23 protein-coding genes and 1 pseudogene are annotated in these 22386 nt (G+C 72.4%); 11 read left to right on the top strand and 13 right to left on the bottom strand.

The genetic code is table 11. The features are described 5' to 3' along the window. Positions 1–1215 carry an FAD-dependent monooxygenase gene (locus tag NEH16_RS27490; protein ID WP_265545586.1) on the bottom strand — a complete coding sequence of 405 codons (1215 nt, stop codon included), beginning with the start codon at positions 1213–1215 and terminating at the stop codon, positions 1–3. Between the two features lie 93 nt (positions 1216–1308). On the opposite strand from NEH16_RS27490, the gene NEH16_RS27485 reads away from it, so the two are divergent. Next, positions 1309–1896 (top strand): TetR/AcrR family transcriptional regulator, encoded by a 588-nt coding sequence (locus NEH16_RS27485; protein WP_265545584.1) that lies wholly within the window; start codon positions 1309–1311, stop codon positions 1894–1896. Positions 1897–1994: 98 nt separating this feature from the next. Then, positions 1995–2456: a hypothetical protein gene (locus tag NEH16_RS27480; RefSeq protein ID WP_430523772.1), complete on the top strand. Its 462-nt coding sequence runs from the start codon at positions 1995–1997 to the stop codon at positions 2454–2456. Positions 2457–2478: 22 nt separating this feature from the next. Here the strand turns inward: NEH16_RS27480 and NEH16_RS27475 are convergent, their stop codons facing one another. The 7 genes from NEH16_RS27475 to NEH16_RS27445 all read right to left on the bottom strand — a co-directional run bounded on the left by NEH16_RS27475 (position 2479) and on the right by NEH16_RS27445 (position 8516). Beyond that, positions 2479–2964: a hypothetical protein gene (locus tag NEH16_RS27475; RefSeq protein WP_265545582.1), complete on the bottom strand. Its 486-nt coding sequence runs from the start codon at positions 2962–2964 to the stop codon at positions 2479–2481. Between the two features lie 93 nt (positions 2965–3057). Continuing rightward, positions 3058–3741: a uracil-DNA glycosylase gene (locus NEH16_RS27470; protein WP_073968984.1), complete on the bottom strand. Its 684-nt coding sequence runs from the start codon at positions 3739–3741 to the stop codon at positions 3058–3060. An 81-nt stretch (positions 3742–3822) separates the two neighbouring features. Next, positions 3823–5415: an ABC transporter substrate-binding protein gene (locus tag NEH16_RS27465; RefSeq protein WP_265547398.1), complete on the bottom strand. Its 1593-nt coding sequence runs from the start codon at positions 5413–5415 to the stop codon at positions 3823–3825. A gap of 117 nt (positions 5416–5532) precedes the next feature. After that, positions 5533–6288, bottom strand: coding sequence for an SDR family oxidoreductase (locus tag NEH16_RS27460; RefSeq protein WP_073968986.1), 756 nt, complete (start codon positions 6286–6288; stop codon positions 5533–5535). 20 nt (positions 6289–6308) lie between these two features. Further along, a complete protein-coding gene (fabG, locus tag NEH16_RS27455) occupies positions 6309–7070 on the bottom strand; it encodes a 3-oxoacyl-ACP reductase FabG (RefSeq protein WP_073968987.1) in 762 nt (253 codons plus the stop codon). A gap of 214 nt (positions 7071–7284) precedes the next feature. After that, positions 7285–7668 carry a DUF3037 domain-containing protein gene (locus NEH16_RS27450; RefSeq protein WP_073968988.1) on the bottom strand — a complete coding sequence of 128 codons (384 nt, stop codon included), beginning with the start codon at positions 7666–7668 and terminating at the stop codon, positions 7285–7287. Then, positions 7665–8516 carry a HipA family kinase gene (locus tag NEH16_RS27445; RefSeq protein ID WP_265545579.1) on the bottom strand — a complete coding sequence of 284 codons (852 nt, stop codon included), beginning with the start codon at positions 8514–8516 and terminating at the stop codon, positions 7665–7667. Before NEH16_RS27445 ends, NEH16_RS27450 begins: the two co-directional genes overlap by 4 nt. Positions 8517–8577: 61 nt before the next feature. Here NEH16_RS27445 and NEH16_RS27440 point away from each other — a divergent pair, with 61 nt between their 5' ends. The 7 genes from NEH16_RS27440 (at position 8578) to NEH16_RS27410 (ending at position 15231) form a co-directional block, all read left to right on the top strand. Then, positions 8578–9348 (top strand): GntR family transcriptional regulator, encoded by a 771-nt coding sequence (locus tag NEH16_RS27440; RefSeq protein ID WP_265545577.1) that lies wholly within the window; start codon positions 8578–8580, stop codon positions 9346–9348. A gap of 146 nt (positions 9349–9494) precedes the next feature. Continuing rightward, positions 9495–10619, top strand: coding sequence for a TIGR03364 family FAD-dependent oxidoreductase (locus tag NEH16_RS27435; RefSeq protein ID WP_265545575.1), 1125 nt, complete (start codon positions 9495–9497; stop codon positions 10617–10619). A 2-nt stretch (positions 10620–10621) separates the two neighbouring features. Beyond that, positions 10622–11323 carry a phosphonatase-like hydrolase gene (locus tag NEH16_RS27430; RefSeq protein ID WP_073969048.1) on the top strand — a complete coding sequence of 234 codons (702 nt, stop codon included), beginning with the start codon at positions 10622–10624 and terminating at the stop codon, positions 11321–11323. Next, complete coding sequence (locus NEH16_RS27425; protein WP_265545572.1) at positions 11320–12405, top strand: ABC transporter ATP-binding protein; 1086 nt, start codon at positions 11320–11322, stop codon at positions 12403–12405. The genes NEH16_RS27430 and NEH16_RS27425 overlap by 4 nt, the downstream gene beginning before the upstream one ends. Next, positions 12398–13318, top strand: coding sequence for a 2-aminoethylphosphonate ABC transporter permease subunit (locus tag NEH16_RS27420; protein ID WP_265545571.1), 921 nt, complete (start codon positions 12398–12400; stop codon positions 13316–13318). Before NEH16_RS27425 ends, NEH16_RS27420 begins: the two co-directional genes overlap by 8 nt. Next, positions 13305–14102: an ABC transporter permease gene (locus tag NEH16_RS27415; protein ID WP_265545570.1), complete on the top strand. Its 798-nt coding sequence runs from the start codon at positions 13305–13307 to the stop codon at positions 14100–14102. Before NEH16_RS27420 ends, NEH16_RS27415 begins: the two co-directional genes overlap by 14 nt. Before the next feature lie 73 nt (positions 14103–14175). Further along, positions 14176–15231, top strand: coding sequence for a 2-aminoethylphosphonate ABC transporter substrate-binding protein (locus tag NEH16_RS27410; RefSeq protein ID WP_265545569.1), 1056 nt, complete (start codon positions 14176–14178; stop codon positions 15229–15231). Between the two features lie 82 nt (positions 15232–15313). Here the strand turns inward: NEH16_RS27410 and NEH16_RS27405 are convergent, their stop codons facing one another. The 4 genes from NEH16_RS27405 to NEH16_RS27390 form a co-directional block, all read right to left on the bottom strand. Beyond that, positions 15314–16234: an NAD-dependent epimerase/dehydratase family protein gene (locus NEH16_RS27405; RefSeq protein WP_265545567.1), complete on the bottom strand. Its 921-nt coding sequence runs from the start codon at positions 16232–16234 to the stop codon at positions 15314–15316. Positions 16235–16312: 78 nt separating this feature from the next. Further along, positions 16313–17029 carry a type 1 glutamine amidotransferase domain-containing protein gene (locus NEH16_RS27400; protein ID WP_265545565.1) on the bottom strand — a complete coding sequence of 239 codons (717 nt, stop codon included), beginning with the start codon at positions 17027–17029 and terminating at the stop codon, positions 16313–16315. 111 nt (positions 17030–17140) lie between these two features. After that, complete coding sequence (locus tag NEH16_RS27395) at positions 17141–18736, bottom strand: succinic semialdehyde dehydrogenase (RefSeq protein WP_265545563.1); 1596 nt, start codon at positions 18734–18736, stop codon at positions 17141–17143. A gap of 29 nt (positions 18737–18765) precedes the next feature. Beyond that, positions 18766–19692: an acetoacetate decarboxylase family protein gene (locus NEH16_RS27390; protein ID WP_265545562.1), complete on the bottom strand. Its 927-nt coding sequence runs from the start codon at positions 19690–19692 to the stop codon at positions 18766–18768. A gap of 174 nt (positions 19693–19866) precedes the next feature. On the opposite strand from NEH16_RS27390, the pseudogene NEH16_RS27385 reads away from it, so the two are divergent. Then, positions 19867–20465: pseudogene (locus NEH16_RS27385) on the top strand (TetR/AcrR family transcriptional regulator). Between the two features lie 197 nt (positions 20466–20662). After that, on the top strand, positions 20663–21652 hold the full coding sequence (locus NEH16_RS27380; protein ID WP_265545559.1) for a LacI family DNA-binding transcriptional regulator: 990 nt from the start codon (positions 20663–20665) through the stop codon (positions 21650–21652). A gap of 4 nt (positions 21653–21656) precedes the next feature. Here NEH16_RS27380 and araD read toward each other — a convergent pair whose 3' ends face one another. Further along, positions 21657–22370 carry an L-ribulose-5-phosphate 4-epimerase AraD gene (gene araD, locus NEH16_RS27375; protein ID WP_265545558.1) on the bottom strand — a complete coding sequence of 238 codons (714 nt, stop codon included), beginning with the start codon at positions 22368–22370 and terminating at the stop codon, positions 21657–21659. Positions 22371–22386 lie beyond the last annotated feature (16 nt).

Below are 22386 nucleotides of genomic sequence, written 5' to 3'. Positions count from 1 at the left end.
TCAGCGCCGCGTGCCGGGCGCCTCCTCCGTCGTCCCGGCAGCATACGTGGCGCCCGGGGGCCGCCAGTCGGCGATCCCGTCGAAGGTGCGCAGGACGAGGCCGGGGCCGAGCCGCGAAACGGTGGACATGAGGAAGTCGCGTGCGGCGACGGCCGGGGCGCTGCTGAGGCTCATGAGCCGGGAGACGCGGTCGGCCTTGCGGACGACGGCGGACGTGCGCGGCAGCCGGTCGGCGGTGTACGCGGCGAGGCCGGCGCCCAGGTCCCGGGCGGGGGCCACATGGTGGGCGAGGACGACGCCGTCCTCGATGGCCTGGTTGCCGCCCTGGCCGAGGGTGGGGGCCATGGCGTGGGCGGAGTCCCCGAGCAGCGCGGTGCGGCCCCGGTGGAAGGCGGGGAGCGGGTCGGCCATCCGGTACACGTCGTTGCGGAGGATCTCCTCCGGTGCGGTGGCGGCGATGATCTCGGGGACCGGGTCGTGCCAGTCGCCGAAGCGGCGCAGGAGTTCGGCCTTCTCGTCGTCGGCCGCCCGGGCCCCGGCGGGGGCGGTCGCCGCCGCGTAGGCGTAGATCCGGCCGTCCTTGAGCGGCTGGGTGCCCCAGAGCGCGCCGCGCCCCCAGGTCTCGTGCGGCGGGAAGGGGCGGTCCGGGGCCGGGACGACGACGCGCCAGGTGGTGAAGCCCGCGTAGGAGGGGCCGGGGGCGTCCGGGAAGAGGGCGGTGCGGACGCCGGAGTGGATGCCGTCGGCGCCGACGACGAGTTCGGCCTCGATCGCCCCGGCCGGCGTGGCGACGACGGCGGGGGCGCCGCCCGCGGTGCCCGGGTCGGTCAGGCGGGCCGGGCAGCCGGTGCGGATGGCGGAGGCGGGGAGCCGGGCGGCGATGCGGTCGATGAGGACGGCGCGGTGCAGGAGGACCAGGGGGCCGCCGAACCGTTCGGCCGCGGCCGAGGCGTCGGTGCGCGAGAGCCAGCGGCCGGACGGGGCGCGCATCCCGCCCTCGCCCTGCCAGGCGGCCAGGGACCTGATCTCGTCGCCGAGGCCGACGACGTCGAGGGCGCGCTGGGCGTTGGGGGCGAGTCCGATGCCGGCGCCGACGGGCTCCAGGGAGTCGGCGCGTTCCAGCACGGTGACCTGCCAGCCGGATCGGTGCAGGGCGAGGGCGGCGGTGAGCCCGCCGACCCCGCTGCCGATGACGACCGCACGGCGCTTGTCCATGACTTTCCCTCCGGTCCGAGGCGCACGGCAACTACACCTGTAGTGCCACGGTCCAACGTACTACAGCTGTAGTCGCGACGGTAGGTTGACCCCATGGCCGCACGCCCCACCGGCTCCGACCGGGCCGAACTGATCGCCGACGCCGCCCTCGCCCTCCTCGCGGAGCGCGGCATGCGGGGGCTGACGCACCGCGCGGTGGACGAGCGGGCCGGGCTGCCCCAGGGCTCGACGTCGAACCACGCCCGGACCCGGCAGGCCCTCCTGGAGGCGGCGGTGCGACGGCTCGCGGAGCGGGAGGGGCGGGTCCTCGCGCCCGGCGGGCTCGGGGCGGGCGCGGACACCGGCGAGCTGGTCGCGGGGCTGGCCAGGGCTCTGCACCGCTATCTGACGCACCACCCCGAGCTGCTGGTCTGCCGGTACGAACTGGCGCTGGAGGCGACCCGCCGCCCCGAGCTGCGGGAGTTCTTCGACGCGACGGGCATGCAGTTCCGCGCCCCGCTGGTGGCGCTGATGACGGCGGCCGGGTCGCCGGAGCCGGAACGGCACACGCTGTCCCTGGTGGCCTGGTGCGAGGGGCTGATGTTCTCGTGCGCGGCCGGCTCCTACCACCGCTCCGTACCGAGCGAGGCGGAGCTGCGGACGGGCTTCGGCGAGCTGCTGCGCGGGATGCTGGGGCACTGACGCGCCGTTGCTGCGCCGTGCTGACCGGCGTCACTCGTGCGGGCGGATCGGGGGCGACGGCGGCCTGGACCGGTCACCGGCCCCGCAGAGTTGATCTCGTGCAACGAACGAGAACCGCCGTGAAACTCCTGGTCGGCCTCGCGGTCGCGGCCCTGTCCGGGTGCGTGTCCGTCCAGCCGCACCCGGCCGCCCCGCCGCGCCCGGGGGTCAGCCGGCCGGCCCATGACCTGGCCCCGCAGACCGCCGGGCCGCCGGTCCACGACACGCTGGAGGCCGTACCGAAGGCGAAGCCCTCCCGCCCGGCCTCGCCGTCCGCCGCGCACAAGCCGTCGCCGGGGCGCCCGGCCGCACGTCCCGCCGAACCGCGGCTTCCGCCGCCGCGCCGGGCCGCGCCCGCCCCGGACCTGCCGCTGCCGCGCCGGATCGCCCCGCCCGGCCCCGCGCCGGTCCTGCCCGCGCCCGGCGGCGGGTCCGGGGTGTGCGATCTCGGCCGGGGCTACGGCCACTGGCCGACGGGCAGCCCGCAGTCCCGGATCTGCGACCGCACCTACGGGCGGTGAGGCGGCGCTCCGAAGGCACCGGTCACCACTCGCGCAGCCGCCGTTCCAGCCGGCCGATCGCCGCCCGGACACCGCCCCCGTATCCGTCGTCCGTGCCGTCGTCGGCCAGCACCGCCGAGGCCGCCCGGGCCCGCTCCAGGTGGTCCCGGGCGGCGCCCGGGCGCTGGAGCTTCATGTAGTCCGCGGCGAGGTTGAGGTGCAGCGACGGGTAGAAGGCGCGCATCGCGAGCGCGTCCCGCTCGCCGGCCGCTCCCTCGTCGGCCAGGGCGCGGGCGGCGGTCAGCGCGCGCAGGTCCCAGGCCAGCTCGTCGGCCGGGTCGTCCTGCGTATCGGCCATGTAGTGCGCCAGGGTGCACCGGTGCAGGGCGTCGCCCTCGTCGCCGATCTCGGACCAGAGCACGGTGAAGCGGTTGCGGGCCTCCTCCCGGTCGCCTCCGTGCAGCAGCATGACCGCCTGGCCGATCCTGGTCATGAAGACGTCCTCCGACGCCTCCCGCTGCTCCGTCACCACGGCCTCCTCGCACCCGCCCGCCCGAACCGGCGGTCCGGCTTCCGACGCTAGCCGCCGGGACGGGCGGACACGCGGAGGCTCGGGCGCGGCTCAGCCCAGGTCGGGGATGCGCCAGTCGATGGGCTGGTGGCCCTGCTGGGCGACGGCCTCGTTTATCTGGGTGAAGGGGCGGGAGCCGAAGAACTTCTTCGCGGACAGCGGCGAGGGGTGGGCACCCTTCACCACCACATGGCGCTCGGTGTCGATCAGGGGGAGCTTCTTCTGCGCGTAGTTGCCCCAGAGGACGAAGACCGCCGGGTCGGGGCGGGCGGCGACGGCCCGGATCACCGCGTCGGTCACCTTCTCCCAGCCCTTGCCCTTGTGCGAGTTGGCCTCGCCCGCGCGGACGGTGAGCACGGCGTTGAGCAGCAGGACGCCCTGCTCGGCCCACGGCATCAGATAGCCGTTGTCCGGGACGGGCAGGCCCAGCTCCTCCTGCATCTCCTTGTAGATGTTGCGCAGCGAGGGCGGGGTCTTCACGCCCGGCCGCACGGAGAAGCAGAGGCCGTGCCCCTGGCCCTCGCCGTGGTAGGGGTCCTGCCCGAGGACCAGGACCTTCACCTTGTCGTACGGGGTCGCTTCGAGGGCCGCGAACACCTGCTCCCGGGGCGGGTAGACCGGTCCGGCGGCGCGCTCCTCCTCGACGAACTCGGTGAGCTCCTTGAAGTACGGCTTCTGCAGCTCTTCGCCGAGGACGCCGCGCCAGGACTCGGGCAGCAGGTCGGTGTCGGTCACAGTGAACAACCTCCGGTAGGCAATCCGTTCTTGATCCCAGAACCTACCGGGCGCCACTGACAACGCGGTCCGCGCGCGGTGTCACCAGCTGGCCTTGCGGTACAGCTCCCACATCTGCATGACGGTCTGCGGGTCCAGGGCGCGCTCGCCGCCGCCGATGTCCTCGCCCTCCGCCACGTACAGCTTGCCCTGCCACAGCGGCAGCAGCCGCACGTCGTCCACCAGGATCTTCTGGGCCCGCTCGAACTCCGCGGCGACGGCGCCCCGGTCGCTCTGCTTGCGGGAACGGGGCAGCAGCTGCTTGGTGATCTCGTCCTGCGCGTACGGCATGCCCGTGACGCTGTTCTTGCCCACGAAGGGGGCGATGAAGTTGTCCGGGTCCGGGAAGTCGGGGAACCAGCCCCGGCCGAAGACCGGGTACTCCCCCTTGGTGAAGCCCTCCTGGAAGGTCTTCCACGGCCGGTGCTTCAGGGTGATGCGGAAGAGTCCGGACTCCTCCAGCTGGCGCTTCAGTTCGCCGAACTCGGGCTCGGTCGAGGAGCCGTAGCGGTCGGTGGTGTACCAGAAGGTCACGGGGACGGGCGTGCTGATGTGCGCGTCGGCCAGGATCTGGCGGGCCTTGTCCTTGCTGGGGTTGCCGAAGGTGTCGAAGAAGCTGGTGGTGTGCGTGGCGATGCCCTTGGGGACCATCGAGTACAGCGGTTCGGCCGTGCCCCGGTAGACCTTGGCGACGAGTGCGTCCCGGTCGACCAGCTGGGCTATCGCCCGCCGGACGGCCGGTTTCCCGGCGGCGGGGTCGTCCGGGTTGAAGACCAGGAAGCGGATGTCGGCGCCGGTGGACTCCACGATCTGGAGGTCGTCGGCCTGCCCGTTGCCGCTGCTCTTGCTGTCCTCGATGCTGACGACGTCCTCGGCGGACAGGCCGCGGTAGGTGGCGTCGATCTCGTTGTTCCGGAGCGCCTTCACCATGGCGCCGGACTCCTTGAAGTACCGGATGGTCACGGCGTCGTTCTTGCGGTCGGCGAAGCCCTTGTAGTCGGGGTTCTTCACCAGTTCGGAGCGGTCGCCCTGCTGGTAGGAGTCCAGCAGGTAGGGGCCGGAACCGATGACCTTGCCGTCGTCGCGGATCTTGTGCTTCGAGTACGCGCTCGGCGCGACCAGGGACATGGCCGGGGTGGCCAGCACGAACGGGAAGGTGGCGTCGGGCTTCTTCAGGTTGAAGATGACGACGTCGTCGCCCTTGGTCTCGACCCGGTCGAGCGAGCCGAGCATGCCGACGGGTCCGCCCTTGACCCCGATCTCCGAGATCCGGTCGATGGAGTACTTCACGGCCGCCGCGTCCAGCTTGTCGCCGTTGGAGAACTTCAGCCCCTTGCGGAGCGTGCACCGGTAGGCGGTGCTGGTGCGGTCGGTGAACCTGCACTCCTCGGCCGCGTCCGGTTCGGGCTTCGTGCTGCCGGTGGGGAAGCTCACCAGCGTCTGGAAGACGTTCCGCATCAGCTCCCAGGAGCCGTCCCACGCCGCCGCCGGGTCGAGGGTCGACGGCTCACTGGTCGTCCCGACGGCGAGCTTCTGGTCCACCTCCGAGCCGCCGCCGGGCAACAGCCCGCAGCCGGCCAGCAAGGACAGGGACGCAAGGGCTGCAGCGGCTTGCAGACTGGCCCGGTAGAACACGTGCACGCTCCTCGATCAGCCATGGGTCGGCAGACCATACCGCAGCGCCCCGCCGGGTCAATCCGCAGGCCCGGCGGGGCACTTGAGGCAATCGGGGCCATATCGGCCCAGGCCGGATCAGCCGACTCCGGCATTCAGGAAAATGCCCCCGTCGACGACCAGGGTCTGGCCCGTGATCCACGCGGACTGGTCGGAGGTGAGGAACGCGGCGGCCCCGCCGATGTCCTCGGGCACCCCGAGCCGGCCGAGCGGGTAGGCGGCCGCGGCCTCCTCCTCGCGGCCCTCGTAGAGCGCCTGGGCGAAGCGGGTCTTGACGACCGCCGGGGCGATCGTGTTGACCCGGACCACCGGCGCGAACTCGTGCGCCAGTTGGAGGGTCAGGTTGACCATGGCCGCCTTGCTCATCCCGTACGCGCCGATGAACGGCGAGGCGGAGACACCGGCGACCGAGGCGATGTTGACGATCGCCCCGCCGTTCTCCTTCTGCCACGCCTTCCAGGTCTGCTGGGCGAAGCCGAGCGCCGAGACCACGTTGGTCTCGAAGACCTTGCGGGCGACGTTCAGGTCGAGCTCCGCGATCGGCCCGAAGACCGGGTTGGTGCCGGCGTTGTTGACCAGGAAGTCCACCCGGCCGAACGCCTCCATGGTGCGGGCGACGGCCACCGCCTGGTGCGCCTCGTCGTGCGCCTTGCCGGCGACGCCGATGACCCGGTCGGCGCCGAGCGTCTCGACGGCCTCCTTCAGGGCGTCCTCGTTGCGCCCGGTGATGCACACCCGGTCGCCGCGCTCCACGAGCGCCTGCGCGATGCCGTAGCCGATGCCCCGGCTCGCGCCGGTGATCAGCGCGACCTTGCCGCTGTCCTGCACAGTCATGTTGTCCGCAGCCCTTCGGGTCAGTTGAGCGGTCCGCCGGCCACGTACATGACCTGGCCGGAGACGAAGCCGGCGGCGTCGCCCGTGAAGAAGGCGATGGCGTTGGCGATGTCGTCGGGGACGCCGACGCGCTGGACCGGGATCTGCGTCGCGGCGGCCGCCTGGAACTCCTCGAAGCCCATGCCGACGCGGGCGGCGGTCTGCGCGGTCATCTCGGTGACGATGAAGCCGGGCGCGACGGCGTTGGCGGTGATGCCGAACTTGCCGAGCTCCTTGGCGAGCGTCTTGGTGAAGCCCTGGAGACCGGCCTTGACCGCCGAGTAGTTGGCCTGGCCGCGGTTGCCGAGCGCCGAGGAGGAGGACAGCGAGACGATACGGCCGAACTTGGCGTCCACCATGTGCTTCTGGACGGCCTTGGCCATCAGGAACGCGCCCTTGAGGTGCACGTTCATCACGGTGTCCCAGTCGGACTCGCTCATCTTGAAGAGCAGGTTGTCGCGGAGCACGCCCGCGTTGTTGACGAGGATGGTCGGGGCGCCGAGCTCGGCGGCGACCCGGGCGACGGCGGCCTCCACCTGGGCGCCGTCCGACACGTCGCAGCCGACGGCGAGGGCCTTGCCCCCGGCGGCGGTGATCTTCTCGACGGTGTCCTTGCAGGCCGCCTCGTCGAGGTCGAGTACGGCGACGGCGCGGCCCTCGGCCGCCAGACGTACCGCGGTGGCGGCACCGATGCCCCGGGCCGCTCCCGTCACGATGGCTACGCGCTGCTCGCTGGTCGACATGCTTGGCTCTCCTCGCCCTTGGATAGCGGCTCAGCGGACGTCGGGGGCTCCGGAGAGAAACCGCCCGATGACTGAGCAACCGCTTAGTACCTTCAGCAGACGAGACGCTAGAAGCCCTGGCACCCGGTGTCAACGGGCCACGGGCGCAGCGGCGCATGTCACACCCCGCCGGGCCGCCGTCACCCGGTGGGCGGACGGCGGCCCGGGGCGCGGATCAGCGCACCAGCAGGTCGAGCAGCCGCTCCACCTCGGCCTCGGGATCGGCGGTGAGGCCGCTGTGCACGGGCCCGGGCTGTACGACGGTGGAGCGCGGCGCGATCAGCCAGCGGAAGCGCCTGCCCGCGTCGTCGCCCGCGGCCTGGCCCGCGTCCGTACCGCCGCGGCAGATGCCCTCGACGGCGTGCAGCGCGGCCCGGACCCCGGTCACGTCGGCGCCGGGGTCGAGGGCCTTCAGCTTGGCCTCGTCCAGCTCGGTGCGGGCGGCCACGAAGCCCTTGGCGCGGCAGTAGACGACCACACCGGCGTTGAAGCACTCCCCGCGCTGGACGCGGGGGACGACGCGCAGCAGCGCGTACTCGAAGACATCGCGCCCGCTCATGCCCGGCCGCCCTTCTCGCCGGCCTCGGCGTGGCCGCGCGGTGCGAGGCGTTCGGTGATCCAGCCCGGGGCCTGGGACGGCTTGTCGGGGGTGGGCGCGTCCATGACGATCCGCTCGTGGATGGTGGCCGCGCGGGCAGCCAGCGCGTCCACGTACGCCTGCCGCAGCTCGTCCGTCGAGCCGAAGCCCGGTTCGTCCACCAGCCACTCGTCGGGGACGTCGGCGGCGGCCTCCGCGAGCAGCTCGGGCGTCACCAGCGGGGCGAGTTCGGCGGCGGCCGATGCGATGTCGGGCCGGAAGGGGGCGAGGGCGTGGTCGGAGGCGTTGTACGGCTTGGCGGCGGACGCCTGGGCGCCGGGCCAGTTGTGGTGCCAGATCATGGTGGCGCCGTGGTCGATGAGCCAGAGGTCGCCGTGCCAGACGAGCATGTTCGGGTTGCGCCAGGACCGGTCGACGTTGTTGATCAGCGCGTCGAACCAGACGATCCGCCCGGCCTCGCGCGGGTCGACCTCGTAGGCGAGCGCGTCGAAGCCGAGGGAGCCGGGCAGGAAGTCCATCCCGAGGTTCAGGCCGCCGCTGGCCTTCAGCAGCTCCTGCACCTCCTGGTCGGGCTCGGCGAGTCCGATGACCGGGTCGAGCTGGATCTGCACGAGCTCGGGCACCCGCAGCCCGAGCCGCCGCCCGAGCTGCCCGCAGATCACCTCCGCGACGAGGGTCTTGCGCCCCTGCCCGGCTCCGGTGAACTTCATGACGTACGTGCCGAGATCGTCGGCCTCGACGATCCCGGGGAGCGAGCCGCCTTCACGCAAGGGCGTGACATAGCGGGTCGCTGTTACCTCTGTCAGCATTTCGCCAGGCTACCCACTGCTCGACCGGAGCTCCGGCCCGCTCCCGTGCCACCATCGGCGGGTGGACTACCCGAACGATCAGGCACCCGGCGCCCCCGTGCGCTCCGGCATCCCGGAGCACGGCCGCATTCCGAAGTACTACGCGGTCAAGGCGCGACTCCTCTCCCTCATCGACGGCTTGGAGGAGGGAGACACGCTTCCCACCGAGCGCGACCTGGCGCTGCGCCACGAGGTGTCGCGGGAGACGGTCCGGCAGGCGCTGCGTGAACTCCTGCTGGAGGGGCGGCTGCGCCGGCAGGGGCGCGGGACCGTGGTGGCGGGGCCCAAGCTGGAACAGCCGCTCTCACTGGCCAGTTACACCGAGGGCGTACGCCGGCAGGGCCGGCGGCCGGGGCGGAATCTCATCGGTCTCGAACGCTTCCCCTGCCCGGCGGCGCTGGCCGCCGAGATCGAGGTGGAGGCCGGCGAACCGGTCTGGCACATGGAGCGGGTGCTGCTCGCCGACGACGAGCGGGTGGGGCTGGAGAGCACCTATGTCACGGTCGCCCGGGTGCCCGCCCTGGACACCGGGTTCGATCCGGACTCCTCCTTCTACGCGTACCTGACCGAGAAGCTCTCGCTCTCCTTCGGGGACGCGGACGAGCGGATCGAGACCGTCCTCGCGACGCCCCGCGAGGCGCTGCTCATCGGCACCCCGCCCGCTCTGCCGATGCTGCTGCTGCACCGCCTGTCGCGGGATGCCGAAGGCCGTCCGCTGGAGCGGGTCCGCACCCTCTTCCGGGGCGACCGGTTCTCCTTCCGTACGCACTTGGGTCACGCGCGACCGCACTGACCGGCCGGATGGCATGAGATGTGCCGTTCCTCCCGACTTTTTGGTCACGGAAACATAACGGGTCTAGTCCAAGCTTGCGGGTCCGTTTACCGTCTCGTCGCCCCGCAGACCGAAGAGAGTCACCGGACCCGAGGAGTGTTGCCGCCGTGAAGGTCATCGTCGTAGGAGCCGGCGTGGTGGGAACCATGCACGCCTGGCACGCAGTGAACCGCGGCCACGAGGTCGTACAGATCGAGCGCGAGAGTGAGGCGCGCGGGGCATCGCTCCGCAATTTCGGACAGATTTGGGTCAGCGGCCGGGCCGGTGGCGAGGAGCTGGATACGGCGCTGCGGGCGCGTGAGCTGTGGGAGGGCATCGGCGCCGAGGTGCCCGGTCTGGGTTTCCGCCCCTGCGGTTCGCTCACCCCGCTGCGCACCGGCCTCGAGGTCGCCGTCGCCGAGGCGGCCGTCGCCCGGGACGACGCCGCCGCCCGCGGCTACAAGCTGGTCACCGCCGACGAGGCCCGCGCGCTCAACCCCGCCCTGCGCGGCACGTTCGGCTCCGCCCTGTGGTGCGAACGGGACGCGGCCGTGGAGCCCCGCACCGCACAACTCGCCCTTAAGCAGGCGCTGCTGGCGTCCGGCCGGTACGCCTACCTCGGCGGCCGGGAGGTCCGCGAGGTGGTCGGTGCCGCATCGGTGCGTGACGACCACGGCGACGTCCACACCGGTGACGCCGTGATCCTGGCGACCGGCGCCTGGCTCGGCGGCCTCGTCCGTGAGCTGGCGGGACCCGGTCTGCCGGTGCGGCGGGTCCGTCTCCAGATGATGCAGACCGACCCGCTCGGCGAGAGGCTCACCACCTCGGTCGCGGACGCCGACAGCTTCCGCTACTACCCCGCGTACGGCGGCCCGGCGCTCGACGCCCTCAACGACGGGCAGCCGCAGGCCCCGACCGCGTCCGCGCACCGGATGCAGCTGCTGATGGTGCAGCGCCTGGACGGCGGGCTGACCATCGGGGACACCCACGAGTACGAGCACCCCTTCCCGTTCGACACCGTCGAGGAGCCGTACGAGCACCTCACCGGCGTCGTCGAGTCCTTCCTCGGCCGCCCGCTGCCGCGCATCCGGCACCGCTGGGCCGGGGTGTACGCCCAGTGCACCGACCCCGGCCGCGTCGTCCACCGCCGGCAGGTGGCCGACGGGGTCTGGCTCGTCACCGGGCCCGGGGGGCGGGGCATGACCTGCTCCCCCGCCATCGCCGAACAGACCGCCGACGAACTGGGCTGGTGAAGATGACCACGCAGGACCACTCCTACCGACTCGTCGTCCTGGACATGGCGGGCACCACGGTCGCCGACGGCGGCCTGGTCGAGCGGGCGTTCTCCGCCGCCGCCGGACGCCTCGGTGTCGAGGCCGGCTCCCCCGACCACGCCGAGAAGCTCGACTACGTCCGCGCCACCATGGGCGAGTCCAAGATCTCCGTCTTCCGGCACCTCTTCGGGGACGAGGCCACGGCGCAGCGCGCCAACGCCGCCTTCGAGGAGGCGTACGGCGAACTCGTCGACGGCGGCGCGATCGCGCCGGTCCCCGGCGCCCGCGAGGCCGTCGAGGAGCTGCGCGCCGCCGGCCGCACCGTCGTCCTGTCCACCGGCTTCGCCCGCGTCACCCAGGACGCCATCCTCGCCGCCCTCGGCTGGCAGGACCTGGCCGCGCTGACGCTCTGCCCGGCGGACGCGGGCGGCCGGGGCCGGCCCTACCCGGACATGGTGCTCGCCGCGCTGCTGCGCACCGGCGCCGTGGACGACGTGCGGCGGATCGCGGTCGCCGGGGACACCTCGTACGACATGCTCAGCGGGGTGCGCGCCGGGGCGGGCATCGTCGCGGGCGTCCTCACCGGCGCCCACGACCGGGACCAGCTGCTCCGGCACGGGGCCACGCATGTCCTCGGGTCCGTCGCCGAGCTACCCGGAGTGATCGCGGGGGCCGAGGCATGACGGCCGGGGCGGTCGGGCCGGGGATCCGGTTCGACCAGGTCACCGTCGCGTACGACGGCAACGTGGTCCTCGACCGGCTGGACCTCACCGTCGGGCCCGGCGAGGTCATGGCCCTGCTCGGCCCGTCCGGGTCGGGCAAGACCACCGCGCTGCGCGCCGTCGCCGGATTCGTGCGCCCCGTCTCCGGGCGGGTCCACCTCGGCGACCGGGACGTCACCGACCTGCCCCCGCACAAGCGGGGCATCGGCATGGTCGTCCAGCAGTACGCGCTCTTCCCGCACATGCGGGTCGAGGAGAACGTCGCCTTCGGCCTCAGGACGCGCAGGACAGCCAGGGCCGACATACCGGTGCGGGTCGGCGAGGCGCTGGAGATGACCGGCATGAGCGCCTACGCGAAGCGCTACCCACGGGAGCTCTCGGGCGGCCAGCAGCAGCGGGTCGCCATCGCCCGCGCCCTCGCGATCCGGCCCTCGGTACTGCTCCTGGACGAACCGCTGTCCGCCCTGGACGCGCAGCTGCGCTCGGGCATGCTGGCCGAACTCGCCAGGCTGCACAGGGAACTTCCCGAGGTGTCGATCCTCTACGTCACCCACGACCAGATCGAGGCGCTGACCCTGGCGGACCGGATCGCGGTCATGGACCGGGCGAGGCTCCAGGACTGCGGCACCCCCCAGGAGCTGTACCGGCGCCCGCGCACCGAGTTCACCGCGTCCTTCGTCGGCAGCGCCAACCTGCTGCCGGTGCGCGTCGGCCCGGGAGCGGACACGGTCGACTTCGCCGGGCAGCCGCTCGCCACCACCACCGGCGGCGCCCGCCCCGGGGAGGACGCCACGCTCTGCGTACGCCCGCACCGGGTCGGGATCGGGGCCGGCCCCAACGCCCTGACCGGTACCGTCGCCGAGGTCCAGTGGCGCGGGGACACCCACCGTCTCGGCGTCGACGTGTCGGGGCACCGCCTCACCGCCGATGTGCGCGAACTGCGCGAGACCCCGGCGCTCGGCGACCGGCTCACCCTCCACTTCGCCGCCGAGGACGCCGTGCTGCTCCCGGCTGCCGGGCCGTCCGGAGGGTCCGATGTCTAGCGCCTCGCCCATCCGCGTACGGGAGTCCGCCGCGGTGCCGGCCGGCCCCCGGCCCTCGCCGCCCGCCACCGGGCCCGGGCCGCGTCAGCCGCGGCGCGCGCCGGCGTTCCTCTGGGCGCTGCCCCCGGTCGTCGCGCTGGCGCTGGTCTTCCTCTATCCGCTCTTCCTCGTCGTCCGGCAGTCCGTCAGCCCGGACGGGGGCGGCCTCTCGTTCGCGCCGTACGCCGAGGTCTTCGGCTCCGCGTCCTTCCGCTCGGCGCTCGTCACCACGGTCTGGCTCTCGGCGGGCTCCGCGGCCGGCTGTCTCGTCCTCGGCTTCGTCCTGGCCCTGGTGATCGCCTTCGTCCCGTTCCCCGGCGGGGGTCTCGTCGCCAGGTTCATCGACGTCTTCCTCTCGTTCCCGTCCTTCCTCATCACCCTGGCGCTGCTCTTCGTCTACGGGAACGCCGGGATGGCGAACGGTGTCTGGACCGACCTCTCGGGGGCGGCCGAAGGGCCCTTCCACTTCCTGGGCACGCCCTGGGGAGTGCTGCTCGCCGAGATCACCTACTTCACCCCGTTCGTGATGCGCCCGCTGCTCGCCGCGTTCTCGCAGCTGGACACCGCGCAGATCGAGGTCGCCTCCTCGCTCGGTGCCGGGCCGCTGCGCATCGTGCGCCGGGTGATCCTCCCCGAGGCGCTGCCCGCGCTCGCGGCGGGCGGCAGCCTCGTCCTGGTGATGTGCCTCAACGAGTTCGGCATCGTGCTCTTCACCGGGGCGAAGGGCGTCACCACCCTGCCGATGCTCGAGTACAGCGAGGCGATCCTGGAGTCCGACTACCCGGCCGCCTGCGTCGTCGCCGTCGTCAACATCGCGATCTCCGTGGGCCTGTACGGCCTGTACCGGGTGGTGAGCCGACGTGCTGGTGCATAGCAGGGCCGCCCGGTGGGCGATCCGCCTCGTCTTCTTCCTGCTCTTCCTGCCGCTCTTCGCGGTGCCGCTGCTGGTGATCCTGGCCGCGTCGTTCGCCACCCACTGGTCCGGCGCCTTTCCCTCCGGTCCCACGGTCGCGCACTACGCCGCCGCCACCGGCGGGGATGCGCTGCGGGCGCTGACCACCAGCCTGGTCACCGCCGTCACCGCCGGTCTGCTCGCCCTGCTCGTCGGCGCCTGGGCGGCGATCGCCGGCGCCTCACTCGGCGGACGGGGCAAGCGGTTCATGGACGCCCTGTTCGTCCTGCCGGTCGCCGTGCCGTCCGTGGTCGTGGGCCTGTCGGTCCTCGTCGCCTTCAGCCGGCCGCCGCTGCTCCTGAACGGGACGCCGTGGATCGTCATCCTGGCGCACACCGTGCTCGTCACGGCCTTCGCCCACCAGTCGGTCTCGGCGGCCCTCGTGCGGCTAGACCCCGGGTACGCGCAAGCGGCGGCGAGTCTCGGCGCCGGACCCGCGTACACACTGTGGCGGATCAGGCTGCCGCTCCTGCTGCCGTCGCTCACGGCCGCCGCGGGGCTCTGCTTCGCCCTCTCCATGGGGGAGCTGAGCGCCACGATGATGCTCTACCCGCCGGACTGGACACCGCTGCCGGTCGAGGTCTTCGCCGCGACCGACCGCGGCTCGCTCTTCACCGGCGCGGCCGTCGCCACCGTCCTCATGGCCTCGACGCTGCTCGTGCTGCTCGGCGTCTCCCGTATCCGGACCAGGGCCTCCTACCGCTGATCCGCGTAGCCGGCCCGCCGGTGAACCCCCGTGGCACCCACCCTCGTTCCCACCCACCAGGAGTCACCCACCCATGCGCAACCACCTCAGGTCCCTCGCCGCCGTCACCGGCTGTCTGGCCCTCGCCGCCTCGCTCTCCGGCTGCGGTTCCTCCTCCGCTTCGGACCGGAAGACCGTGACCGTCTACAGCGCGGACGGCCTCAAGGGCGAGAACAACGACGGCTGGTACGACAAGGTCTTCGCCGACTTCGAGAAGAAGACCGGCATCAAGGTCAAGTACGTCGAGGGCGGCTCGGGCGAGATGGTCCAGCGCGCCCAGCGCGAGCGGACCAACACCCAGGCCGACGTCCTCGTCACACTGCCGCCCTTCATCCAGCAGGCCGACAGCAAAGGGCTGCTGGCGACGTACGCACCCGCCGGCTCCGACCGGGTCGACGGCGCGGACAAGGCGCGGGACTCCACCTGGACCTCGGTCGTCAACAACTACTTCGGCTTCATCTACAACAAGAAGGAGCTGAAGACCGCGCCGAAGTCCTGGGAGGACCTGCTGGACTCCTCGTACAAGGAGAAGGTGCAGTACTCCACCCCGGGCGTGGCCGGTGACGGCACCGCCGTGCTCATCAAGGCGATGCACGACTTCGGCGGCGAGGAGCCGGCGATGGCGTACCTGAAGAAGCTCCAGGCCAACAACGTCGGCCCCTCGGCCTCCACCGGCAAGCTCGCCCCCAAGGTGGACAAGGGCGAACTGCTCGCCGCCAACGGCGACGTACAGATGAACTACGCCCAGTCCAAGGACATGCCGAACCTCGGCATCTGGTTCCCGGCGAAGGGCGACGGCCGGCCGACCACCTTCGCCCTCCCGTACGCCGCCGGTCTCGTCGCCAAGGCGCCGCACCCGGAGAACGGAAAGAAGCTGCTCGACTTCATGCTCTCCGAGGAGGCGCAGAAGAACGTCAGCGCCATCGGCGGCGGATTCTCGCCCCGCACGGATGTCGAGGCCACCGACGCCAACGCCGAGGCGCTGGCACAACTGATGAAGGGCGTCGACGTCTTCGAGCCGGACTGGTCGGAGATCGGCACCGGACTCGACTCCTACGTGGACGCCTGGAAGACGGCAACCGGCAGCTGAACGGCGGGAGTTGCCCACCGCGGAGGTAGGGACCCGCGACGCGTTGTCGCGAAGTGACAACGGGTCCGGTCCCGAGTCGGTGTCACGACACCAGGATCCCGGCGATTCCCTCGCGGTAGGAGGTGACCGGGAAATCGGGGAAGCGGGTCGCGAACTTCGTGGTGTCGAAGATGTTGTCGCCCCGGTAGCGCGGCAACAGCTCCCGTGTCTCTCCCAGTTGGCCGATGAACCGGCCGCCGATCCGGAAGACGGCCTCGGGCAGCACCGTGTACCGGATCCGGCGGCCGGTGATCTCCCCGGCCGCCTCGACCAGCTCGGCGTAGGTGAGGCGGTCCGGGTCGACGGGCAGGTGCCAGGTCTGGCCGTAGGCGTCCGGGGTGTTGCCGATCAGGGCCATGGCGCGACTGGCGTCCGGCGTCCAGATGAGGGAGCGGGCCGTGTGCGCGCTGACGGGGACGAGCGGCCGTTTCCCCGCCTTGATCCGGTCGAAGACGAGCGAGTTGGTGAGGCTCTTGGTTTTGCCCGGCCCGTAGAACTCCGGAGCGCGGCAGATGACGGCCTCGACGGACTTGTCGGCCATCGCGTCGAGCAGCGTCGTGGCGATCCGCGCGCGTACCCGGCCCTTGCGGCCGTTGGGCTCGAAGCCGGTCGTCTCGGTCTGCGGGGTGGTCGTCCCCGGATACATGTAGGTGTTGTCGAAGAACACGAGCTTCGTGCCGTACTTGGCGCAGGAGTCGATGACGTTGCGCATCATCGCGGGGAACTGACGCTCCCACAGCGCGGAGTCCATCGGCAGGCCCACGGTGAGGTAGGCGACCTCGCTGCCCTCGACGGCGCGGTCGGTGGCCTCGGGGTCGGTCAGGTCGGCCGCGACGAGCCGGTCGGTGTCGTGGATCTTCGCGGGTTTCCGGCTGACCAGCCGGATGTCCTGTGTGAAGGTGCGGTGCAGCTCGCGGGTGAGCTCCTCGCCGATCGGTCCGTTGGCGCCCAGGACTGTGTGCATGGGAAGTGTCGCTCTTTCTTGTCTCTTGACGTCCGGGGCCCGTCCGGGCCGTCCGGTGTTCGTTTACGGGGCCCGCGGCTAACCGGTCCGCCGCGCCGCTCCGACGTCGGCGACGAGGCGTTCCGCGAGGCGTTCGGAGGAGGAGGGGTTCTGCCCCGTGTACAGATTGCGGTCGACGACCACGTACGGGCGCAGCGGCAGAAGGGCCTTGGAGTACGCCGCGCCGCTCTCCCGCAGCCGGTCCTCCAGCAGCCAGACGGCCTTGCGGCCGAAGCTGTTGAACTTCTCCTCCAGGTTGGACAGGCCCGTCATCCGGTAGCCGGCGAACGGCCAGGATCCGTCTTCGCCGCGCGCCGCGAACGCCGCCGCCGGTGCGTGGCAGAGCAGCGCCAGCGGCTTGCCGGAGGCGAGCACCCGGGTCAGCAGCGCACCGGAGACGGGGTCGACGGACAGGTCCTCCATGGGCCCGTGCCCACCGGGGTAGAACACGACGTCGAAGTCGTCCGGATCGATGTCGCCGAGGTTCCGGGGGTTGTGCAGATCGCCCCGGATGAATTCCAGATAGGCGGCGACCTCGCGGAGCTTCGACGGGCGCCCGGCCGTCCGGGACATGCTCAGCCGGTCCAGGGTCGGGACCTTCCCGCCCGGGGTCGCGAGGGTGATCTCCCACCCGGCCCGGGAGAAGATCTTGTGCGGCATCGCGAGTTCCTCGCCCCAGAAGCCCGACGGGTGCACCTCCCCGTCCCGCAGGGTCCACCGGTCTGCCGCGGACACGACGAACAACACCCTGGTCACGACGGGCCTCCTTCTGCCTCGGAATATCCCCGGATATCCGATGGAATCGGTACGAAACCATGATCTGCCCCGGGCCGGGGAGGCGCCATGGGGCACGGCCGGTGCGGGGTCCTAGCGGACACCGAGCGCCTTGAGGGCCCTGAGTCCTCCGGTGAGGAGGGCGGCCCAGGTCCGGGGGGCGATGCGGCTGGGCGGGCTGAAGCCCTGGAGGCGCTGGTGGGCGATGGTCTGGGGTTCGGTGTACTTGAGGATGCCCTCGGCTCCGTGGCGGCGGCCGAGTCCGGAGTCGCCCATGCCGCCCATGGGGGCGTCGACGCTGCCCCAGGCGGCCGCGAACGCCTCGTTGACGTTGACGGTCCCGGCGTGGACGCGGGCGGCGACGGCCCGGCCGCGCCTGCCGTCGCGCGACCAGACACTCGCGTTGAGGCCGTACGCGGTGGCGTTCGCCTGTTCCACGGCGTCGTCCACGTCGCGGAAGGAGTAGACGGAGACGACCGGCCCGAAGGTCTCCTGGGAGTGCAGGGTCATGTCGGGGGTGACGTCCGTGAGGATCGTCGGCTCGTGGAAGAGCGGGCCGAGATCCGGGCGCGCCCTGCCACCGGGCAGGACGGTGGCGCCCTTGGCCACGGCGTCGGCGACGTGCTCGGTGACGGTCTTCAGCTGGGCGGGGGTGGTGAGACTGCCGACGTCGGCGCCGTAGTCGTACGCCGCGCCGATACGGAGCCGCTTGGTACGGGCGGTGAACGCGGCGAGGAACGCGTCCCGGACCGACTCGGCCACGTACAGGCGCTCGACGGAGACGCACAGCTGTCCGGCCGAGGGGAAGCAGGCCGCGACGGCCCCCTCCGCCGCCTTCTCGATGTCGGCGTCGTCCAGGACGATCATCGGGTTCTTGCCGCCCAGCTCCAGGGAGGCGCCGATCAGGCGCTTTCCGGCGTCGCTCGCGATCGCGCGCCCGGTGGCGGTGGAGCCGGTGAACATCATGTAGTCGGCGTTGTCCATCAGCGCGCCGCCGATGGAGCTGCCCCTGCCGATCACCATCTGCCAGACGCCCTCGGGCAGCCCGGCCTCGTACATCAGCTCCATCGACCACAGGGCGGTGAGCGCGGTCTGGGGGTCGGGCTTCTGGACGACCGCGTTCCCGGCCGCCAGGGCGGCGAGGGTGTCGCTCGCGGCCATGCTCAGCGGATAGTTCCAGGGCGAGACCACCGCGACGACGCCTTTGGGGTGGCGGATCTCGGTGGTGTGGGTGAGCAGCGGGATCGCGCCGCGACGGCGCTTGGGGGCGAGGTACCTGGCCGCGTTCCGGGCGTAGTAGCGGGAGACGATGGCGATGTCCACGACTTCCAGGAAGGCGTCGCGGCGGGTCTTGCCGTTCTCGGCCTGCATCAGGTCCAGGGCCTCGTCCTGGCGGGCCAGGACCAGGTCGTGGTAGCGCAGCAGGATCTTCCTGCGCTCGGCGAGCGGGGTCGCGGCCCAGGTCCGCTGCGCGATCCGGGCGCGGGCGAACGCGTCCTCGACGTCCGCGGGGGTGGAGACGGGCAGGTCGGCGAGGGGGACGCCGGTGTAGGGGGCGCTGGTCGTGACCCGCGTGGCGTCCGGCGACGCCGAGACGCGGCCGGCGAGGCGCCGGAGCACGGCCGGGGTGAGGGACGCGGGGAGGCGGGGGCCGCGGGCGGTCGTGGGGCGGGCTGGTGCGGTGGCCATGGCGGGGGCTCCTTTGTCGCGGGGTCCGGCTACGCGGTCCGGCCGCGGACCGAGGTGGGCACCGGCATGTGCAGGGCGGCCTGGCCCTCGGTCATCACGTCGAACTGGATGATCCGCTTGGGCCTCAGCGACCGCAGGTCGTCGGACATCCGGCCCTCGCCGAGCCGGAGGCCGATGCCACGGGTGCGGCGCGTCGTGCCGGCGCTCAGCACGTTGGTCTGGTTGAGGGTGGAGTGCCAGGCGCCGCCGATCGTCGTGTACGAGGTCAGCGAGCCGACGCGCTCCCCGCTCGGGTACGCCTGCTGGGCCGGGGTGTCCGCGAGGAGGGACAGGTCCGTCCCGCCGGACGCGTTGGCCACGCGCGCGGTCGTCCGGGTGCGGTCGATGGCGACATCGAGGCCGGTCACCCACTTGGGGAAGCCGTAGCCGTCGTGGCCGCGGACCTGGGCGATGTCCGAACTCACCGGCAGGGACAGGACGTAGGAGTCCAGGCTCTCGTTCTTCAGGCCGGAGACGAGGTCGAAGAGCCCGAGCCCGCCGTGGCGCGCGGGCTTCACGGCGATCCCGACGGCGGCCTCGGTGTAGAAGTCGATGTCGCACACGTCGTACCGGAAGAACATCACCGAGACCAGGCCGAGGCCGGGCACGATCTCCAGCGGCGCCAGCTCCTCGGGCAGCCGGGCGCGGATCGCGCGGGAGGGCGCCGCCATGGTGAGCCGGGCGGTCGAGAGCGCGTAGTAGAAGTTCGGGGTGAGCGTGGGCCCGACCGGTGAGTCGACCCGGACCTTGGGGAGCTTCCGGAAGAAGTCGACGCCGCTGACGCGGGGGTCCCGGGCGATCACGTCCAGGTCGGGATTCATCCGGTACCTGTCGTACAGGCCGTCCTGGGGAACACGGACCTCGCGGCCTCCCAGGTCGACCGCGACGGTGTTCTGCTGCGGGGCTGACGGAGACATGACGGTGCGCCTCACTCTCATGTAAGCGGTGTACACATGACTGTACGACCCAATGTAAGCACCGTCAACAATGGAGCGGCCGGCCCCTTCGGTACCTCCTCACCCACACCGGTCACCTAGGATGTATGCACCATTTACATCGATTGCGCGGCACCGGAAGAGCAGGTAGGACCCATGGCCCGGAACGGCACGTATCATCACGGCGATCTGCGCGCCGCCTGCCTGCGGGCGGCCCGCGAACTGCTGGAGGAGGACGGCAGCGCGGCCCTGTCCATGCGCGCGGTCGCCCGCCGGGCCGGCGTCTCGCCCACGGCCCCTACCGCCATTACGCGGACCGCGAGGCGCTTGTCTCGGCGGTCGCCGCGGAGGGGTACCGCGAACTCGCCGTCGCCCTGACGGCCGCCGACCCCGCGCCCTCGACCCCGGACGGCATGGCGGCCGTCGCCGTCGCCTATGTGCGGTTCGCCCTGGAGCACCCGGCCCTCTTCCGGGCGATGTTCGCCGAGCCCTGCGACCCGGCGAGCGAGGAGCGTGTCGCCGCGACGGCCGCCATCTCCGCGTACGTGCGCGACATCGTGCGCGCCGCCTTCCCCGGCGTGGACCCGGACGCCCTGTCGACCGCGGTGTGGGCCCTGGTCCACGGGCTGGCGTTCCTGCACCTGGACGGCAAGCTGGACGCGTCCACCCCCGAAGTGGTCGCCGCGCAGGTCACCGCCGCCGTCCGGGCCCTGTTCACGGCCTCCCCCGTGCTCGGGGCGACGACGAGCCACTGAGGGGCGCAGGCCGCCCCGCGGCGGACGAGGACGAGGCCGCTCTCCGCGAGGGCCGTAGCTCGGCCGGGCGTAGATTGAGCGTTCAATGCGGATCACCCGCGGCCGCCGGCGGACAGCCGGGTCGGGGCGGTCACCGGCAGGAGGAGATGGGTGTGGAGGACGCCACGGCGACCGGTCCAGTGGTGCGGGAACCGGCGATGACCGATGTCGCACGGCTCGCGGGCGTGTCCCATCAGACGGTGTCCCGGGTCCTCAACAGCCACCCGAATGTGCGCGAGCAGACCCGGCTGCGGGTGCTCGCGGCGGTGAAGGAGCTGGGCTACCGGCCCAACCGCGCGGCGCGCGCCCTGGTGACGGGGCGCTCGCAGCTGATCGGCGTGATCGCGCAGAACTCCACGCTGTACGGACCCTCCTCGCTCCTGGCCGCCTTCGAGATCGCCGCCGCCCGCCAGGGCTTCGCGGTGAGCGTGCACCGGGTGCCCGAGCTGGGGCAGTCCTCGATCACCGCCGCCGTCGAGCGCCACCGCGACGAGCGGGTGGCCGGGATCGTGGTCATCGCGCCCACCGCCTCGGCCGACGCCGCGCTGGCCGGGGTGCCCGCCGAGGTCCCCCTGGTCACCATCGACGGCGACCCCGAGCGCGGCGCGCCGGTGGTGGCCGTCGACCAGGAGCAGGGCGCGTACGAGGCCACGAAGCACCTGCTGGAGGCGGGCCACGAGACGGTGTGGCACATCTCGGGCCCGCCGGACTGGTTCGACGCGGCGGGCCGCATCCGCGGCTGGCGCCGGGCGCTCCAGGAGGCCGGGGCGGAGGTGCCGCCGGTCAGCACGGGCGACTGGTCCGCCGCCTCCGGATACCGGGCGGGGCAGATGCTGGCCCGGATGCCCGAGGTCACCGCGGTCTTCGCGGCCAACGACCACCAGGCGCTCGGCGCCCTGCGCGCCATGACCGAGCGGGGGCGTTCGGTCCCGGACCAGGTGAGCATCGTCGGGTTCGACGACGTGCCCGAGTCGGCGTACTACTCGCCGCCGCTGACCACCGTGCGCCAGGACTTCGGCGCGGTCGCCACCACGACGCTCGACCTGCTGCTCGGGCTGATCAGCGGTGCCGAGCCGAAGGGCGCGCAGCCCGTCATCAGCCCGGAGCTGGTCCGGCGGGAGAGCGTACGGGCGCCCGCCGGCCCCTGAAGGCTCACGCGGCTCCGGGGTTCCCGTAGTAGGCGTCCGGGCCGTGTTTGCGGGTGAAGTGGCGGTCCAGCAGGTGCTGCGGGGGTTCCACCGCGCCCAGGGCGATGGTGTGCAGGGCCATCTCCGCGACCGCCTCGCAGATGATGGCGTGCTCCAGGGACTTGGTGGCGTCGGTTCCCCAGGTGAACGGACCGTGGTGCGCGACCAGGGCGCCGGGCACCTCACCGGCCCGGGTGTCGTCGCCCTCCAGGAGGTCCACGATGACCTGCCCGGTGTTGTACTCGTAGTGCTTGGCGCACTGCTCGGGCGTCAGCGCGGCGGTGACCGGGACGGGCCCGTTGAAGGTGTCGGCGTGGGTGGTGCCGAGCACCGGGATCGGGCGCCTGGCCTGGGCGAAGGCGACGGCGTGGGTGGAGTGGGTGTGGGTCACCCCGCCGATCGAGGGGAACGCCAGGTAGAGGCTGCGGTGCGTCTCGGTGTCGGTGGACGGGCGCAGCCGGCCCTCCACGACGCTCCCGTCGGCCAGCGAGACGACGACGAGGTCGTCGGCGCCCAGCGCGTCGTAGGAGACCCCGGACGGCTTGATGACGAAGACGCCGGCCTCCCGGTCGACGCCGCTCACATTGCCCCAGGTCAGGGTGGCGAGCCCGGCCCGGGGGATGCGGAGGTTGGCTTCGAGCACGTCTCGGCGCAGCTCGTTCGATACGGTCCCGGCCACGGAGGGCTCCGTCCTG

Source organism: Streptomyces drozdowiczii (assembly GCF_026167665.1).
GTDB classification, from domain to species: Bacteria; Actinomycetota; Actinomycetes; order Streptomycetales; family Streptomycetaceae; genus Streptomyces; species Streptomyces drozdowiczii_A.
This window is presented reverse-complemented; position numbering and strand designations above follow the sequence as displayed.

Bases quoted from the DNA above. Each gene is read 5' to 3' on its own strand.
- NEH16_RS27490 (WP_265545586.1), bottom strand. From the start codon at position 1,215: ATGGACAAGCGCCGTGCGGTCGTCATCGGCAGCGGGGTCGGCGGGCTC.
- NEH16_RS27485 (WP_265545584.1), top strand. From the start codon at position 1,309: ATGGCCGCACGCCCCACCGGCTCCGACCGGGCCGAACTGATCGCCGAC.
- NEH16_RS27460 (WP_073968986.1), bottom strand. From the start codon at position 6,288: ATGACTGTGCAGGACAGCGGCAAGGTCGCGCTGATCACCGGCGCGAGC.
- fabG (WP_073968987.1), bottom strand. From the start codon at position 7,070: ATGTCGACCAGCGAGCAGCGCGTAGCCATCGTGACGGGAGCGGCCCGG.
- NEH16_RS27450 (WP_073968988.1), bottom strand. From the start codon at position 7,668: ATGAGCGGGCGCGATGTCTTCGAGTACGCGCTGCTGCGCGTCGTCCCC.
- NEH16_RS27445 (WP_265545579.1), bottom strand. From the start codon at position 8,516: ATGCTGACAGAGGTAACAGCGACCCGCTATGTCACGCCCTTGCGTGAA.
- NEH16_RS27430 (WP_073969048.1), top strand. From the start codon at position 10,622: ATGACCACGCAGGACCACTCCTACCGACTCGTCGTCCTGGACATGGCG.
- NEH16_RS27425 (WP_265545572.1), top strand. From the start codon at position 11,320: ATGACGGCCGGGGCGGTCGGGCCGGGGATCCGGTTCGACCAGGTCACC.
- NEH16_RS27420 (WP_265545571.1), top strand. From the start codon at position 12,398: ATGTCTAGCGCCTCGCCCATCCGCGTACGGGAGTCCGCCGCGGTGCCG.
- NEH16_RS27410 (WP_265545569.1), top strand. From the start codon at position 14,176: ATGCGCAACCACCTCAGGTCCCTCGCCGCCGTCACCGGCTGTCTGGCC.
- NEH16_RS27405 (WP_265545567.1), bottom strand. From the start codon at position 16,234: ATGCACACAGTCCTGGGCGCCAACGGACCGATCGGCGAGGAGCTCACC.
- NEH16_RS27395 (WP_265545563.1), bottom strand. From the start codon at position 18,736: ATGGCCACCGCACCAGCCCGCCCCACGACCGCCCGCGGCCCCCGCCTC.
- NEH16_RS27390 (WP_265545562.1), bottom strand. From the start codon at position 19,692: ATGTCTCCGTCAGCCCCGCAGCAGAACACCGTCGCGGTCGACCTGGGA.
- NEH16_RS27380 (WP_265545559.1), top strand. From the start codon at position 20,663: ATGACCGATGTCGCACGGCTCGCGGGCGTGTCCCATCAGACGGTGTCC.